The organism is Methylotenera versatilis 79, from assembly GCF_000384375.1.
Lineage (GTDB): Bacteria > Pseudomonadota > Gammaproteobacteria > Burkholderiales > Methylophilaceae > Methylotenera_A > Methylotenera_A versatilis_B.
In genome coordinates, this window is sequence record NZ_ARVX01000001.1 from 1,487,566 (window position 1) to 1,504,053 (window position 16,488).

Annotated in this window: 18 protein-coding genes; 10 read left to right on the plus strand and 8 right to left on the minus strand. The window is 42.5% G+C overall.

Annotated elements, in window-relative coordinates:
• Positions 1–4 precede the first annotated feature (4 nt).
• The 4 genes from grxC to METVE_RS0107360 all read left to right on the plus strand — a co-directional run bounded on the left by grxC (position 5) and on the right by METVE_RS0107360 (position 2,548).
• A complete protein-coding gene (grxC, locus tag METVE_RS0107345; protein WP_036297936.1) occupies positions 5–274 on the plus strand; it encodes a glutaredoxin 3 in 270 nt (89 codons plus the stop codon).
• A gap of 204 nt (positions 275–478) precedes the next feature.
• A complete protein-coding gene (gene secB / locus METVE_RS0107350; protein WP_020167818.1) occupies positions 479–958 on the plus strand; it encodes a protein-export chaperone SecB in 480 nt (159 codons plus the stop codon).
• A gap of 52 nt (positions 959–1,010) precedes the next feature.
• Complete coding sequence (locus tag METVE_RS0107355) at positions 1,011–1,490, plus strand: SH3 domain-containing protein (RefSeq protein WP_332309916.1); 480 nt, start codon at positions 1,011–1,013, stop codon at positions 1,488–1,490.
• 65 nt (positions 1,491–1,555) lie between these two features.
• Positions 1,556–2,548 (plus strand): NAD(P)H-dependent glycerol-3-phosphate dehydrogenase, encoded by a 993-nt coding sequence (locus tag METVE_RS0107360; protein ID WP_020167820.1) that lies wholly within the window; start codon positions 1,556–1,558, stop codon positions 2,546–2,548.
• 53 nt (positions 2,549–2,601) lie between these two features.
• Here METVE_RS0107360 and trmL read toward each other — a convergent pair whose 3' ends face one another.
• Both trmL and METVE_RS0107370 read right to left on the minus strand, forming a co-directional pair.
• Positions 2,602–3,066: a tRNA (uridine(34)/cytosine(34)/5-carboxymethylaminomethyluridine(34)-2'-O)-methyltransferase TrmL gene (trmL, locus tag METVE_RS0107365; RefSeq protein WP_020167821.1), complete on the minus strand. Its 465-nt coding sequence runs from the start codon at positions 3,064–3,066 to the stop codon at positions 2,602–2,604.
• An 11-nt stretch (positions 3,067–3,077) separates the two neighbouring features.
• Positions 3,078–3,821 (minus strand): ComF family protein, encoded by a 744-nt coding sequence (locus tag METVE_RS0107370; protein ID WP_020167822.1) that lies wholly within the window; start codon positions 3,819–3,821, stop codon positions 3,078–3,080.
• Between the two features lie 108 nt (positions 3,822–3,929).
• On the opposite strand from METVE_RS0107370, the gene bioB reads away from it, so the two are divergent.
• From bioB to METVE_RS0107400, 6 genes are all read left to right on the plus strand, one after another.
• Complete coding sequence (bioB, locus tag METVE_RS0107375; protein ID WP_020167823.1) at positions 3,930–4,976, plus strand: biotin synthase BioB; 1,047 nt, start codon at positions 3,930–3,932, stop codon at positions 4,974–4,976.
• An 18-nt stretch (positions 4,977–4,994) separates the two neighbouring features.
• Positions 4,995–6,215 (plus strand): 8-amino-7-oxononanoate synthase, encoded by a 1,221-nt coding sequence (gene bioF / locus METVE_RS0107380; RefSeq protein WP_020167824.1) that lies wholly within the window; start codon positions 4,995–4,997, stop codon positions 6,213–6,215.
• Positions 6,212–6,976 (plus strand): pimeloyl-ACP methyl ester esterase BioH, encoded by a 765-nt coding sequence (bioH, locus tag METVE_RS0107385; RefSeq protein ID WP_020167825.1) that lies wholly within the window; start codon positions 6,212–6,214, stop codon positions 6,974–6,976. Before bioF ends, bioH begins: the two co-directional genes overlap by 4 nt.
• The gene (bioC, locus tag METVE_RS0107390; RefSeq protein ID WP_020167826.1) at positions 6,976–7,920 is read left to right on the plus strand and encodes a malonyl-ACP O-methyltransferase BioC; all 945 of its coding nucleotides are present in this window, start codon (positions 6,976–6,978) and stop codon (positions 7,918–7,920) included. The genes bioH and bioC overlap by 1 nt, the downstream gene beginning before the upstream one ends.
• Positions 7,921–7,954: 34 nt before the next feature.
• Entirely contained in the window at positions 7,955–8,569 is a 615-nt protein-coding gene (gene bioD / locus METVE_RS0107395) for a dethiobiotin synthase (protein ID WP_020167827.1), read from the plus strand.
• Between the two features lie 195 nt (positions 8,570–8,764).
• The gene (locus tag METVE_RS0107400) at positions 8,765–9,331 is read left to right on the plus strand and encodes a VPLPA-CTERM sorting domain-containing protein (protein WP_020167828.1); all 567 of its coding nucleotides are present in this window, start codon (positions 8,765–8,767) and stop codon (positions 9,329–9,331) included.
• A 129-nt stretch (positions 9,332–9,460) separates the two neighbouring features.
• Here METVE_RS0107400 and nadD read toward each other — a convergent pair whose 3' ends face one another.
• The 6 genes from nadD to METVE_RS0107430 all read right to left on the minus strand — a co-directional run bounded on the left by nadD (position 9,461) and on the right by METVE_RS0107430 (position 16,353).
• A complete protein-coding gene (nadD, locus tag METVE_RS0107405) occupies positions 9,461–10,105 on the minus strand; it encodes a nicotinate-nucleotide adenylyltransferase (RefSeq protein ID WP_020167829.1) in 645 nt (214 codons plus the stop codon).
• 55 nt (positions 10,106–10,160) lie between these two features.
• Entirely contained in the window at positions 10,161–11,417 is a 1,257-nt protein-coding gene (locus METVE_RS0107410; protein ID WP_020167830.1) for a glutamate-5-semialdehyde dehydrogenase, read from the minus strand.
• A gap of 73 nt (positions 11,418–11,490) precedes the next feature.
• Entirely contained in the window at positions 11,491–12,504 is a 1,014-nt protein-coding gene (gene holA, locus METVE_RS0107415) for a DNA polymerase III subunit delta (RefSeq protein WP_020167831.1), read from the minus strand.
• Positions 12,505–12,567: 63 nt separating this feature from the next.
• On the minus strand, positions 12,568–13,068 hold the full coding sequence (locus METVE_RS0107420; RefSeq protein ID WP_036297747.1) for an LPS-assembly lipoprotein LptE: 501 nt from the start codon (positions 13,066–13,068) through the stop codon (positions 12,568–12,570).
• A 3-nt stretch (positions 13,069–13,071) separates the two neighbouring features.
• Positions 13,072–15,642, minus strand: a complete 2,571-nt coding sequence (gene leuS, locus METVE_RS0107425; protein ID WP_020167833.1) for a leucine--tRNA ligase — start codon at positions 15,640–15,642, stop codon at positions 13,072–13,074.
• Positions 15,643–15,867: 225 nt separating this feature from the next.
• Positions 15,868–16,353, minus strand: coding sequence for a LapA family protein (locus METVE_RS0107430; protein WP_020167834.1), 486 nt, complete (start codon positions 16,351–16,353; stop codon positions 15,868–15,870).
• Positions 16,354–16,488: the final 135 nt, after the last annotated feature.

A 16,488-nucleotide genomic window follows, 5' to 3' on the forward strand; every position in this document is an offset into this window, starting at 1 on the left:
GGACATGCAAAAAACTGACTCACCGAATGTGTTAATGTACGCCACGGGCACTTGCCCTTATTGCATCAATGCAGAGCGACTTTTGGTGGCAAAAGGCGTGGAAATCAATAAGATTCGCGTCGATTTGCAGCCAGAGTTAAGGCAAGAAATGATGCAAAAAACAGGTCGTCGTACGGTGCCGCAAATTTATATTGATGAATTGCACATTGGTGGGTATGACGATTTGCGTGCGCTGGATTTGGCGGGAAAACTGGATTCACTGTTAAAAATCTAAATATTTGACTGAATAACCAGGTTAAGTATTTGCACAAAAGTTGGCTGTTAAAGCGTTGTCACAATAATGTAATGAACAAAAAGCAATTAAAAGATAAAATGCTTTTTTGCACTTAAACTTTTAAGCCTGTATTTTTATATAGGCTTAGTAGTCTAAGTTAACTATTTTTAATGTAAGTAAATATAATCGTTTTAGGAAAATAATATGGCAGAAACAAACGGAGCAAATCAGGCAACAGAGCAAGATGTACAACCTGGTTTTTCAATTGAAAAGTTATACGTAAAAGATGCCTCGCTAGAAATCCCCAATGCGCCACAAATTTTTACTGATCGTACACCGCCGCAAGTAAATGTTGAGCTAGGTAACACTGCGCAAAAACTGGAAGAGGGCATTTTTGAAGCGTCCATTAAAGTAACTGTAACAGCTAAAATTGGCGATAAAGTAGCTTTTTTGGTTGAAGTGACACAAGCGGGTATTTTTGCTATTCGCAATATTCCAGAAGAGAATCTAGAAATGATTTTAGGCGTTACTTGCCCTAATATTTTATTTCCTTACGCACGCGAAGTAGTATCTGATCTAGTTACGCGCGCCGGTTTTGCGCCAGTTTTATTAAATCCAATCAACTTTGAAGCGTTGTTTATGCAACAAAAACAACAAGCTGAAAATGCTGCAAAAGCTAACTAATTTAATTATTAAGACTTCAAAAGTTAAGATTTTAAATGCTAAGATTTTAAGTATGTTGTCTATCATGATATTAACCAAGAAAATATTAAGCCCAATCAAAACGCTAGCGATTTTGATTGGCTTAACATTTTCTTTTAATGCATTAGCACTCGATTACCGTTCTATCGCCGCGCCTAAAGCGATTCTGTATGACGCACCATCTACAGAAGCCAGCAAGCTTTACATTTTGGGGCAAGGTTATCCAGTAGAAGTGATTGTGAATCTAGGTGAATGGATAAAAGTGCGCGATGCATTGGGCGGCTTAAGTTGGGTAGAAGGCAAGCAGTTAAGCAATAAGCGCACAGTGTTGGTGATTGCAAAAACCGATATTAAATCCGCAGAAGATGCCAGTGCTAGCTTGGTGGCGACAGTTGAAAAAGATGTGGTGTTAGAGTTGTTGCCATCCACTACCAAAACGGGTTGGATCAAGGTAAAACACCGCGATGGCGCAACTGGCTATGTACCAAATAGCGCGCTTTGGGGTTCTAATTAATCTGCTGGTTTAATTCAGTAGTTTAAATGTCAGTGGTAAAAATCAAACTAATGAGTATTCAATAAATGGCTAAAATCGCAGTGTTGGGTGCAGGCGCTTGGGGTACGGCGCTTGCGATACAAATTAGTCATCAGCACAAGGTTTCTTTGTGGGCGCGCAATAGCGGACATGTGTCTGGCATGCGCAAAGCGCGCGCTAATCCTATGTATTTGGGCGACTTTAAATTCAATGATAATTTACAAGTTGAAGACGACTTAAGTGTTGCAATTGATGGTGCCGATATTATTTTGTCTGTTGTGCCAACTGCAGGTTTCAGGTCAATTTTAAAAGAAATCAAAGCGTTAAAGTCTAATCAGCCGATTATCTGGGCGCACAAAGGTTTAGAGCCGCAAACCGCTAAATTACCGCATGAAGTGGCATTAGAAGAATTAAGTGGTCAACAAAAATGGGGCGCACTTTCTGGCCCAAGCTTTGCAGCAGAACTGGTGCGTGGCTTGCCAACCGCAGTCACGCTGGCGGCGAATGATGCAAATTTTGCAATTTCTGCCGCCAACTTGATTCATGGTAGGAATCTCCGCGTTTACAACAGCACTGACGTAGTCGGTGTATCGGTTGGTGGAGCGGTAAAAAACGTGATGGCAATTGCGGCAGGCATCAGTGATGGCATGGGTTTTGGTAATAATGCTCGCGCTGCAATGATTACACGTGGCCTTGCGGAAATCACTCGTTTCGGTGTGGCATTAGGCGCAAAAACTGAAACTTTTATGGGTTTAGCTGGCGCGGGCGATTTAATTTTAACCTGTACCGGTCAATATTCCAGAAACCGCGAAGTAGGCTTGCAGCTGGCTAGCGGTAAAAGTTTAGAAGACATATTACAGGGTTTAGGTCACGTAGCTGAAGGCGTCAATACTGCGCGTGAAGTGATGCGCCGTGCTGACGGGATGGGCATCGATATGCCAATCACTTTTGAAGTAAATCAAGCGTTAACTCATGGAAAATCAGCGCGCGATGCGGTGATGACTTTATTAGGACGTGGACAAAAAACCGAAGGTTTTTAGGTCGATTAGTTCATATAAATAAATTTTAAAAGTGAGTTCTTTAGTCAATCTAGCTAAATTCCACCCACAAATCCAATCTGCCGCCAAGCTTCATATAGCAACACAGCTGCACTGTTAGATAGATTCAAACTGCGACTATCTGGCAACATGGGTAATCGCAGCCGATGTTCTGCTGCAAACTCAGCGCGAATGTCTTCTGGTAAACCGCGTGTTTCTGGACCAAATACAAATACGTCACCGGCTTTAAAATCTACCTTTGCATAATTTTGACTGCCTTTGGTGGTTATCGCAAACAGTCGTCGACCTTGCATCGCTAAACTGAAATCAGCCCAATTTTTATGTACTTTTAGATTGGCATATTCATGATAATCCAAACCAGCACGCTTCAATTGTTTGTCTTCTAACTTAAAACCGAGCGGTTCTATTAAATGTAAATCGGCGCCAGTATTGGCGCATAAGCGAATTATATTGCCTGTGTTTGGTGGGATTTCTGGTTCAAATAATGCGATGGTAAACATGGTTTCAGTTCTTAATGAGGTAGCGTGCGTGCAATAACCCAGCATTCTACATGCGTTGCACCTGCTTGTTTTAGCGTTTTAGCCAGTTCATTTAAGCTAGCACCTGTGGTCATCACATCATCAACAATCGCAATGCGTTTGCCCGTTAAGTTTTTATTTATTTTAAATGCGCCTTTGATATTTTTAACGCGATCTTTTAGCGGCAAGCTGGCTTGTGGCGGTGTAAGTGTCTGACGTATCACACACTTGTAATCTAGTTTTGAAGTGCTATTGAAATGGTTGTCTAAAGTTTTAGCGATTTCAAGCGCTTGATTAAAGCCGCGTTCTTTTAAACGTGTGGGATGCATCGGCATGGGAATGATTAAATCTATCGCGTCATGATTGTTTATTGTGTGTATTTTTTCGCCCATTAATTGCCCAAAAGTATGACTTAAGCTCAATGTTCCGCCGTATTTGTAGCGTTGTATCATGGTGCCGACAGGATACGCGTACAAAAATACCGCATGTGTCGCATTGAAATTGGGCGCTGAACTGATGCAGCTACCGCAAAGCTGACTGCTTGAGCTCAAGCCGCATTGCGGGCAACTGCTGGCAGGCGACCAAGTTAAGTCTTTTAAACAATCTTGGCACAAGCCGTGTTTCTCAGTTTGTATTGATGCGCACAAGAAGCAGTGTGGTTTTAAAAGTAAGGTGAAAATTGATCTAAAATTTAACGGATGACTATTTTTTAACCAGTTGTTTATTGTTTGCTTCATACTGTCTTTACCGCTTATAATTTGGGTTAAATAGCCGTTAATATTCTAATAAAAATAGCCACATAGACCACGCGAATATAGCCTAAGCGATATCAAGAGGAATGCCCCATGCTAGAAGCAATCAAAAATCAAAACCAAGAATCTGTGAATGAACCCATTATACTCAATGAGTCCGTTATTAATACAGATGCACTGAAACGCAGCGCCTGCGAAGCAGTAACGGTTAATCGCTGGAGTGTGGATGAAATTGTAGCTTTGTTTGAGCTACCATTTAGTGATTTAATCAATCAAGCACAAACGATTCATCGTGCAAATTTTGACCCTAATGCGGTGCAAGTGAGCACACTTTTGTCCATTAAAACGGGCGGCTGTTCTGAGGACTGTGGCTATTGCCCACAGGCGGCGCGTTACCATACAGAGGTTGAAGCTGAGCCTTTGATGAAATTAGATGAAGTACTAGCCGCGGCGCAAGAGGCGAAAGACAACGGTGCGAGTCGTTTCTGTATGGGGGCAGCTTGGCGCGGTCCTAAGCAGCGTGATTTAGAGCCAGTGTTGAAGATGATTGCTGAAGTGAAAGCGATGGGTTTAGAAACTTGCGCTACTTTGGGTATGTTGAAAGAAGGTCAGGCTGAGCAGTTAAAAGACGCTGGTTTGGATTACTACAATCATAATCTAGACACGGCGCCAGAATTTTATGGCGATGTGATTACCACACGTACTTACCAAGACAGATTAGACACGCTTGGCCGTGTGCGTAACGCAGATATCAATGTCTGTAGTGGCGGCATTATCGGCATGGGTGAATCGCGCAACCAGCGTGCGGGCTTGTTGGCGCAGTTGGCGAATATGGAACGTCCACCTGAAAGTGTGCCTATTAATTTGCTGACGCAAGTAGAAGGCACGCCACTGCACGGTACAGATGAACTGGATCCGATTGAGTTTGTGCGCACGATTGCGGCGGCACGCATCACCATGCCAAATAGTTTTGTGCGTTTATCTGCTGGCCGCCAAAGCATGCACGAAGGTATTCAAGCACTCTGTTTTATTGCGGGCGCGAATAGTATTTTTTACGGCGAAAAATTATTAACAACAGGTAATCCTGAAGCAGCAACGGATAAAAAATTATTCGCTAAGCTGGGTATTAATAAAATCTAAAACCGTAGATTCTAAGTCATGCTAACTGCATTAAAAGATGAATTAAGCTTGGAGTTAAGTTTTTTTTCGGGCTTAAGGAACGAGCTGATCCAGCGCAAAGCGGATGGCTTATTGCGTCAGCGCAGGTTGCTGGATTCGCCGCAAGCCGAACATATAATTGCCAACGACAAACATTTTTTATCCTTCTGCAGTAATGATTATTTGGGCTTGGCAAATCACCCGCAATTGATCACCGCCATGCAAAAAGCAGCAGGCGATTCGGGCGTTGGCAGCGGTGCTTCTAATTTAATCACTGGCCATCATCGTTACCACGATGCGTTAGAAAAGCAATTGGCGCGATTTGTAGAAATGCCAGCTGCGTTATTATTTTCAACTGGTTATATGGCGAATATTGGCGTAATTGGTGCGTTAATGGGGCGCCACGATGCGATTTTTGCCGATAAATTAAATCATGCCTGTTTAAATGAAGGCGCTTATTTGTCTCGCGCAGCGTTTCATCGTTTTCCGCATAATGATGTAGTGGCGCTGGAAAAATTATTAAAAGAAAGTACCGCAAACCATAAATTGATTGCTGCCGACGCAGTATTTAGTATGGATGGCGATATTGCACCGTTGGCTGAATATCTAGCACTGTGTGAAAAATATGATGCTTATCTTTATATCGATGATGCGCATGGTTTTGGTGTGTTGGGCAAGCATGGTAAAGGTAGTTTGAGCCACCTTAATCTAAAGTCACCACGAATTATTATGATGGCAACTTTGGGTAAAGCGGCCGGTGTTGCCGGCGCATTTGTGGCTGGTGAGCAAGTGGTGATTGATTACTTGATTCAAAAAGCCAATAGTTACGTTTACTCAACACCTGCGCCGCCAGCACTTTCTGCAACATTGTCAGCATCAGTTGAGTTGATCAAAAACGGTGATGATTTACGTGCGCATTTAAATACTTTGATTGCTACGCTTAAAGCAAACTTAACCCTAAAAAATTGGCAATTATTGCCATCTGATACAGCAGTTCAGCCTTTGATTGTTGGCAGTAATCATGCGGCTCTGGCCTTAAGTGAACACTTGCAAGTAATCGGAATTTTAGTGCCAGCGATTCGCCCGCCAACGGTGCCGGTAAATACTGCGCGGCTGCGCATTTCATTATCGGCCGCGCATTCTGTTGATGATGTATTGCGCTTAGCGCATGCAATCAACACGACGGAAAAAGTGATGGCCGAAAGGTTGGAAGCAGTATGAGCGCACATGTTGAAATAATCGGGCAAGGCCAACCGTTGGTTATGTTGCACGGCTGGGGCATGCACAGTGGTGTTTGGCAGCCATTAATTAAAAAACTGTCGGCACAATATATGCTGTATCTGGTCGATTTGCCGGGTATGGGTAATAGCCGTCCAATTGAGCCGTATCATTTGCACGCGTTAGCGGATGAAGTCGCACAAGTGATTCCAGGTGTTTCGGATGTGCTCGGTTGGTCGCTGGGTGGGTTGATTGCACAACGTATTGCTTTAAACCAGCCTGACCGTATTCGGCGTTTAATTTTAGTCGGCTCAACCCCTTGTTTTGTGAATAAAGCCGATTGGGATGCAGGCATTGATTCTGCTAACTTTGAGTCTTTTGCAGCGGCTGTAAACAGCGATTACAAAGCGACAATATTGCAATTTTTAACCTTACAATGCATGAAAGCGGATGACGCGCGCAGTACGCTTAAACAGTTGCGCGCTAGCTTTGAAACGCGTCCAACGCCTACACAAACCACATTGCAGCGCGCATTACAGATTTTATTGGAATCGGATTTACGTGCTGAAGTAAGCAATATTCGCAAGCCTACATTATTGATTCATGGCGATCGCGACACACTCGCACCTGTACAAGCTGCGCATTGGATGATGCAACAACTTCCGCACGGATTTTTACGTGTCATGTCTGGTAGTGCACACGCGCCATTCTTGTCACATTCAGAGCAATTCATCGCTGCACTCAACCAATTTTTAGAACCTTAATGCAAGATTTAAATTCGCAAGACCAAGATTTCAAAGACGGGTACTGGATGGATAAAGCACGCGTGCGCGCATCGTTTGACCGCGCAGCGCAAACGTATGATGCCGCCGCCATCCTACAGAAGCTGGTTCGTACTGAAATGCTCAGTCGATTAGACTTGGTTAAAATTAAGCCAAAAGTGATATTAGATGCGGGCTGCGGTACAGGGCATGGCAGTTTCGCATTACAAAAAAAGTTTAGTCGTGCACGGGTTGTATCACTGGATATTGCGCTTGGAATGCTACAAAAAACGCATCAACAACAGCCTGTACTAAAAAAATGGCTAAGCAAATTATTGAGACAAAAAAACTTAATTTGTGCAGATATTGAGCGACTGCCAATAGTAAACAACAGTTTGGGCATGGTGTGGTCAAATCTAGCTTTGCAATGGTGTAACGATTTAGACGCGGCATTTAGTGAAGTTTCACGTGTATTACAACCGAATGGTTTGTTCATGTTTAGCACGTTCGGGCCAGATACATTAAAAGAGTTGCGCGTAGCTAGTCGCTCTGCTAATTCCGAAACCTCAACGACGCGTGTCAGCAGATTTATTGATATGCATGACATTGGTGATGCTTTAACTCGCGCAGGTTTTAGCGCGCCAGTGCTGGATGTTGAGCGTTATACGCTGACTTATGATGATGTAAAAAGTGTCATGAAAGATTTGAAATCCATCGGCGCCCATAATGCAACGCAAGGCCGTGCTCGCGGCTTACAAGGACGTGGATTTTTACAGCAGTTAACACAACAATATGAGCAATTTCGGCAAGCCGTAGAAGATGGTGGGAAGTTGCCAGCTACATTTGAAGTGGTGTATGGGCATGCTTGGAAAGCTGATACAAAAAATGGGCTTAATTCAGATTTAGGCGTAGGCGTTTCGCCGATCACTTTTAAAACGTACAAATAAAACTGACAAAATAAGCAACGAAAATTCTATTCGAATGAAACAAGCATTTTTCATTACCGGTACCGACACAGGCATAGGCAAAACCTATGTTGCCTGCAAATTGATTCGGCAATATATTGCACAAGGCTACAAAGTAGTTGGTATGAAACCAGTTGCTGCTGGCTGTGAATTGATTAATGGTGAATGGGTAAATGATGATGTTTTAAAGCTGGAAGCGGCAAGCAATATAAAGGTACCGCGCGAATTGACGAATCCTTACAGCTTTAAAGAACCCATCGCGCCGCACATTGCGGCTGAGTTGGCTGGTGAAGTGATTGAATTAGCAGTGATTAAACAAGCATTCAATGTATTGAGCGAAATGGCTGATATTGTGATTGTAGAAGGTGCAGGTGGTTTTTTAGTGCCACTTAACGACACAGTTAGTATGGCGGATTTGGCAGGCGCATTAAATATCCCTATAATCTTAGTTGTTGGCATAAGGTTGGGTTGCATAAACCATGCGTTACTGACAGCAGAGGCGATTCAGGCCAGAAATGTAAGCTTAGCGGGTTGGGTAGCGAACCCAATTGAGCCAAAAATGCAACAATACAACAATAATGTTGAAGTAATTGCAAAAAAGCTACAAACAGTTAAACAAATTCACATGTAAATGGTTTTTTTAACTGTTAATTAATTTATTAAATTCAATGGGTTATATTGTTTCTGTATTTACCATTAATATTGTCAATTTTTCGTTAGCCCGTATGGGCTATTGATGCAAATTCTCCGCTTACCTATTATTGAAACTGTCAAATTTAGTTAGTTGTTTTAGCAAGTTCAGTTCAATCTTAATAGGGGAAATACCATGAAAAAGATTTTAATCGCGTTAGGTTTCACATTCGCAGCAATGTCTTCGCAAGCAGCATTAACATTCACAGAAGTAGGTACGACTATCTCAACAAACACATATAACGACGTTATCGGTGTTGGTTCAGGTGCTACATTTGCATACGGTTTTTTATCTGCTGATGCGGGTGATATTGTTACATTTACAAACCTTGCAAGCTTTACAGAAGCTGGCTACACAAACGTTTTCATCAACGGTGTAGACATTTTCTCTAACAAAACAGGTGACGGTGATACTTTCTCTTTCGTTTCAGCTGGTGGTGCATTGGAATTTTTATTCAGAGATGCAAATGGTGTAGAATTTACTAACGGTAATTCAAGCATTGCAGTAGTCACAGGAAGTACATATGGTTTTACTGACCAATTCTTGTTGCTTTTAGATGACTCAGCTGCTAATTTAACTGACTTTGATGATCATGCTGTTGGCGTAAGCGCTGTGCCAGTTCCAGCTGCATTGCCATTAATGGCTTCTGCATTAGGTGCTTTCGGTATTGCACGTCGTCGTAACAAAGCAAAAGCTGCTTAATTCGCATTTAATTTAAAAGCTAATTAATAGTTTTGCAAAAAAGCCTCCATTTGGAGGCTTTTTTATTTTGCATGAAATTTGTAATAGTAGTGATTGTTGTGAATTATTCAGTTACTTTTTAACAATAAATTAATCATAAAGTTGATTGGCGGTAATATAGTCAATGACAAGATGTGGCATTAAATAGCGTGGATTTTTTTTTAGATTAAAAGCAGATCTAATTGCAGTGGATGAAATGCTGAGTGCTGTAATGTTTTGCATATGAATAAACCCAGTAATTTGGCTGCTTAAATCGCTGACATTTTCAGTGTAATGATTTTGTAAAAGTAATGCTAAATCGTTATTCAGTGGTGGTTGATCTGTTGATATAACAGGTCTTCGCACTAATATAATATGGCAATAGCCCAATATTTCTTGCCAACGATGCCAAGTGTTGAGTTTTGCGAATGCGTCGCTTCCCATGATCAAACACAGCGCAACGCTATCATCAATTTCAGCTCGCAGTGAGATTAATGTATCAATAGTATAAGAAGCTCCAACACGATTTAATTCTCGGTCATCCAGTTTAAATAAGTGATTATCTGCAATGGCAAGTTGCACCATTTCCGCGCGACTTGCAGCAGAAACTTTAGGTAGCTCTTTATGTGGTGGGTTTGCGGCAGGAATGAAACGCACTTCACTTAACTCAAGTGCGTCTGCGATTTCTTGCGCCATGCGCAAATGGCCGAAGTGGATAGGGTTAAACGTGCCACCCAGAACGCCAATAAGTCGCATATGATTGATTAAATGGCTATATTTTATTGGTTAATGGCTAATTGAGAATCGCTGGTTAAGCGCGTATTTGGCCGTCGCCTAAAACAATATATTTAAGCGATGTTAAGCCTTCTAAACCAACAGGTCCGCGCGCATGTAGTTTGTCGGTTGAAATGCCAATTTCCGCGCCTAAGCCATATTCAAAACCATCTGCAAATCTAGTGGAAGCGTTAACCATCACAGAACTAGAGTCCACTTCGCGCAGAAATCTTCTGGCTTTGGTGTAATTCTCTGTCACAATCGCTTCAGTATGCTGGCTGGAATGTTGGTTAATATGCATAATGGCTTCGTCTAAGCCGCCAACTACTTTGCAGGAAATAATTGCAGCTAAATACTCTGTATAAAAGTCCTCTTCAGTAGCTAGTTTTGCTTGTGGAACTAACGCAAGTGTTTCAGCACAACCACGAATCTCGATGCCTTTTTCCGTTAACATAGCGGCTAATTTTGGTAACATGCTTGCAGCAACGCTACGCGCAATCAGTAATGATTCAGCCGTGTTGCAAGTGCCTAATCGCTGTGTCTTACTATTTTCTAAAATTGGCAATGCTTTAGCCAAATCAGCCTCATCATCAATGTATATATGGCAGTTGCCATCCAAATGCTTGATAACCGGTATGCGAGCATCATTCGAAATGCGCTCAATTAGGCCTTTGCCGCCACGTGGCACAATCACATCCACATATTGTTTCATGGTGATTAGCTCGCCTACAGCCGCACGATCCGTCGTTTCAATGACTTGCACGGCTGATTTTGGTAAGCCGGCTTTATCTAGGCCTTCATGTACTAATTTCGCCAGTGCTTGATTGCAATGAATCGCCTCTGAACCACCACGCAAAATGCAGGCATTGCCAGATTTGATGCAAAGCCCAGCAGCATCTATCGTCACATTTGGGCGCGCTTCATAAATAATACCAATCACGCCCAATGGCACACGCATTTGGCCAATTTGTATGCCACTCGGACGGTATTTAAAATTGCTCATCTCGCCAATTGGGTCAGTTAAATTAGCAATTTGTTGTAAGCCTTCTGCCATTGTTAAGATAGATTTTTCAGATAATGTCAGTCTATCCAACATTGCGTCATATAATCCATTGGCGCGCGCAGCCGCTAAATCTTGTTCATTTGCTGTGATTAATGCAGATTTTTCACGCAAAATGGCACTGGCAATGTGTAAAAGGGCCTGGTTTTTGGTATTAGTATCAGCCGCTGCCATCAGGCGCGATGCGGCTCGCGCGTTAATACCGACTGTTTGCATGTAGTTTTTAATGTCCATAATTAGGCATTATACGTTTTTGCTAGGCGGTAGACTAGCTAGCCCCTTTATAGCCGATCTAACTAGTGAAGGATTAACGGCCACGCACTTTGGCAAGACCAAAACATAATCTAGAAAGCTCTAACCAGGCATCACCTTGCATCATGCCTTTAGCGGTTTTATCAATATCGCAAAGTTTTTGTAGTGCGGCTTCTAGCTGACGCAAGCTTAATCGACTCAATGCGCGTTTGACTAAATTTTGTCTGTCGCCGTAAATGCGCGCACTTGTCATGGCGCTCATGATGTTTTCATTACGCGCTTCAGCTTGTTTGATGCGCACTAATGGCCGCAGCACCCACATCAGTGGATTCATCACAGCCACTACTTGCTCACCTTCATCTTGCAAGCCTTGCAGAATAGCAGTCACACGTGCCGCATCTCCTGCTAATACAGCATCACCTAATTGAAAAGCATCAAAACGCGACACGTTTAACACTGCTTCACGCACAGCCTCATGACTGATTTCGCCAGCAGGATATAGCAACGCCAGTTTTTGGATTTCTTGATGTGCCGCTAATAAATTGCCTTCTACCTGATGTGCAATAAAAGCCAGTGAAATGGCATCAGTCGATTGATTCTGTAGTGCTAATCTGGCAGCAAGCCAGTTTGGCAATTGTGCGGGTGAAATTTCTTTTAGATCAATGACCACGCCAGCTTTTTGCAATGCACCAAACCACGCGCTATTTTTCGCATCGCGTTCTAATGTTGGCAATATGATAATCGTGGTCGTGTCAGGTATTAAGTTAGCGCTTAATTCAGTCAGCGCTTTGCCGCCTTCTACGCCAGGTTTGCCGTTTGGAATGTGAACTTCTAAAATACGCAGTGCAGAAAATAGAGATAAAGCCTGTGCAAACTGGTTGATTTGCTGCCAATTGAAATTGCGTTCTACTATATAACTATTGCGCTCATCAGCGCCTGCTTTGCGCGCCGCGCCACGTATGCCGTCTAAACATTCACTTAATGCCAGCGGCTCGTCACCGACTAATACATACAATGGCGCCAGTGTTTTAAGTAAATGTTGTTTAAGCTGATTTGAATCTAACTGCACTTTTGTATTGATTTAAATATATTTGATTTAAAGAATAGATTTCGGTTTATATAAACTTAATTACTATTTTTTAAGCGCAGATAATCGGCGTATTAAGTTACTTAACACATCCGCCTGCATGTTTTCATTCAGGCGTTTTTCTTCACCTTGCTTGGCTAGCAACTCTGCATCACTATAAGAGTAATCGCGACGTGCTTCAATGGTTTGCACTTGGCTCCACAGTTCGGCACCTGCTAGTTTTGTGCGATAGTGCACACGGTAAAACAATTCAAATTCGTTGACCAGACCTCGTCCACTCAATGACAAAATACGTTTTTCGTTTTCTTCACCCACTAATTCAAGTAAAAGGTCAGCATTTTCAGCAGAATTCAATATTTTAATATCATTAGTATTCAGTGACTTAACCAGTTTTTTTGAGATAATTAATGTGCTACCTTGAATAAAAATACTGCTAAAAGCCATGCTCGCAGAACCACGAAGCTGAAAGCCGCAAGCGACAAGGCTAGTCACTAAACACAAGCAAAATAGCGTGCGCAAGGTTTTGTAAGGTGTAAATATATTCAAGTTTTATCCAATCACTACGTTGACTAGCTTATTCGGCACAACAATGATTTTACGCACAGTTTGACCATCCATCAAAAACTTTGTGATGCAAGCTTGTGTAATCGCCATTTGCTCAATCGCTTCTTTTGCCAATTGTTTGGAAACAACCATGCTGCCGCGCAATTTTCCGTTCACTTGCAATACCAACTCCACTTCATCTTGCACCATGGCGGTTTTGTCAGCAATCGGCCAGCCAGCTTCTAAAATATGGCTACTAGGCTTAAGCTCTGTCCACAAAGCTTGGCAAATATGCGGCACGATTGGGGATAATAATAGCGCCACATTTTGCAACACTTCTTGGCGCACGCTTCTAGTTAACGCATCAGTTGCCTCAATTTTGGCTAGCGCATTCATCAACTCCATCACCGATGAAATAGCGGTATTGAAACTATGGCGACGGCCATAATCATCCGCTACTTTTTCAATGGTTAAGTGTAATTGTAAGCGGATATTTTTGAGTTCAGCAGTTAATTCGCCCGCTGTGTAAGCGCTAATTTCACCTAAGTTAACATGGTCATACACGGCTTTCCACAATCTGCGTAAAAAGCGATTTGCACCCTCAACGCCGCTATCAGCCCATTCTAGACTTTGCTCAGGCGGCGCCGCAAACATCATAAATAAGCGTGCTGTATCGGCACCGTAAGTGTCAATCAATGCTTGTGGATCCACCGTATTGCCTTTGGATTTGCTCATCTTGGTACCATCTTTTAATACCATGCCTTGCGTGAGCAAATTGGTAAATGGCTCGTCATTTTTAATCAAGCCAACATCGCGCATCAATTTATTAAAAAATCGTGCGTAGAGTAAATGCAAAATTGCATGCTCAATTCCGCCCACATATTGGTCAACTGGCAACCAATAATTCGCCCGCTCATCGACCATTGCCGTGTTGCTATCAAAGCTGGCATAGCGCGCAAAATACCAGGATGATTCAAAGAATGTATCTAGCGTATCGGTCTCGCGCGTGGCTTTTCCGCCACAAGTAGGGCAGGTGGTTTCGTAGAAATTAGGGTCTTTTTTAATCGGCGAGCCAACACCGTCCATCACCACATCTTCTGGTAACACAACTGGTAATTGGTCGGCGGGCACTGGCACTTCACCACACTTTTCGCAGTGAACGATTGGAATCGGACAGCCCCAATAACGTTGGCGTGAAATACCCCAATCGCGTAAGCGGAATTGCGTGCGTTTTTTGCCTAGATTTTTAGTGTTAAGTGCGGATGAAATAGCATCTGAAGATGCCTCAAAATCTAAGCCATCAAATTCGCCGCTATTAATACATTGACCATGTAAAGCATGTTCAGCACGCCATGACCACCATGATATATTTTTAGCACGGTCATTTTCTTGGCCTTTAATGAAAATTACTGGAAATTTTAACTCACCACTTCCGTCATCCGAGTGGCCTACAACCGATGAAGCGTCTATATCATTTATTGGCCAGTCGCTTGGTGCAATAGCAACTTTAATCGGCAATTTATATTTCTTAGCAAATTCAAAATCACGCTCATCATGCGCAGGCACAGCCATTACAGCGCCTTCGCCGTAACTTGCCAGCACATAGTTAGCTACCCAAACTGGCAGTTGTTCGCCATTCAATGGATGCGTCACAAATAAACCCGTATCCATGCCTTTTTTCTCGGCAGTCGCTACATCTGCTTCTGCCACGCTGCCGCGTTTACATTCGGTGATAAATTCGGCCAATTTAGGGTTGGTTTGCGCTGCTAAAGTCGCTAATGCATGTTCAGCCGCCACTGCAACATAGGTCGCGCCCATCAACGTGTCTGGGCGAGTGGTGTAAACTTTTAACGTACCTTCTTGACCAACAATCGGAAACTCCACTTCGCAACCATAGCTTTTACCAATCCAGTTGCGTTGCATAGTTTTGACTTGTTCAGGCCAACCATCCAACTTATCCAAATCGTTTAGCAATTCTTCTGCGTACGCAGTGATTTTCATAAAATACTGTGGAATATCGCGCTTTTCTACCAACGCGCCGCTACGCCAGCCGCGGCCGTCAATCACTTGTTCGTTGGCAAGCACTGTGCCGTCAACGGGATCCCAGTTTACCGTTGAGGTTTTTTTGTAGATGAGTCCCTTTTTGAATAACTCCGTAAAAAGCCATTGTTCCCATTTGTAATATTCGGGTTTGCAAGTCGCAATCTCGCGGTTCCAATCCACACCTAAACCCAATTGTTTAAGTTGCGTTTTCATGTGCTCGATATTTTCATACGTCCATTTTGCCGGCGCCGTATTGTTTTTAATTGCCGCATTTTCCGCAGGTAAACCAAACGCATCCCAGCCCATTGGCTGCATGACGTTAAAGCCTTTCATTTTATGAAAACGGCTTAAAACATCACCAATGGTGTAATTGCGTACATGGCCCATGTGCAAACGACCACTCGGATAGGGAAACATGGATAAGCAGTAATATTTTGGCTTATCACTGATTTCAGACGCAGCAAATGATTGATTCAGTTCCCAATAAATTTGGGCGGCTTGTTCGATTTCTTTAAAAGGGTACTGCTGTTGCATGGCGGATTTGTCTTAAATAGGAATACCGAAATTATACTTGAAGGCATAGGCTTTAGCATTGCCTGTATTGCGGACAAAGGGCAGAGAGTCGCCAAGTTGCGTTATTGCAATAGTTAACGACTAAATTGACAGAGAATCTGTGTGGGTATTTTGATTAAGTGAGTGGAATTTTTAAATCACTCGCCCATTAATACATGCTAATAGGCGAGTTTATTTAAAGTGGAATTATTTAATTGCTGGAAATTTAGATTCAAGGCGATCCTCTAACTCGCCGATATAAGCGGAAAGCGAGTTGCCAGATACGTCAATTGCATGGTGAATATCCACGCTTAAACCATCTAATTTGGTTAACAAATCAGATTTAGACTCTGCTTGAATGACCGCTTGTTTTTGAATTTCAGCATCCATAAATTGACGTAACTCGGTAAAACGTGACGCTTCTGCCTTATCGGCTAATTCGCGGTTGGTTTGTAATTCTTTGGCATGTCTGCGTGCTTCAAACAAAACCGACGTTTGCAGATAAACGATAAAAATAAGAAAAAGTGCAGTCAGCAAAGCAATCATGCCCAACATCACCAAACCAAGCGGCGCGTTGACTTCGGTAATGCCTAAATTAAGTGTTGTTGGCGCCATAATAGTGGGCCAATTAAGTACCATAAATACTAAAAACAAGCCTAAAACGCCGAGTAAGATTAATGCACGAACTTTCATTTTGTGTCCTTTTTGATTTGAATAAGAGACTGAAACGAGTTTTATTGCTAGATTTTAGCTATTAACTAATTGTTAAGTTTCTAAAGTTTAGTTCAAAAAGCGCAAAAATGGTTGTGTAATTCATATTAATTAACA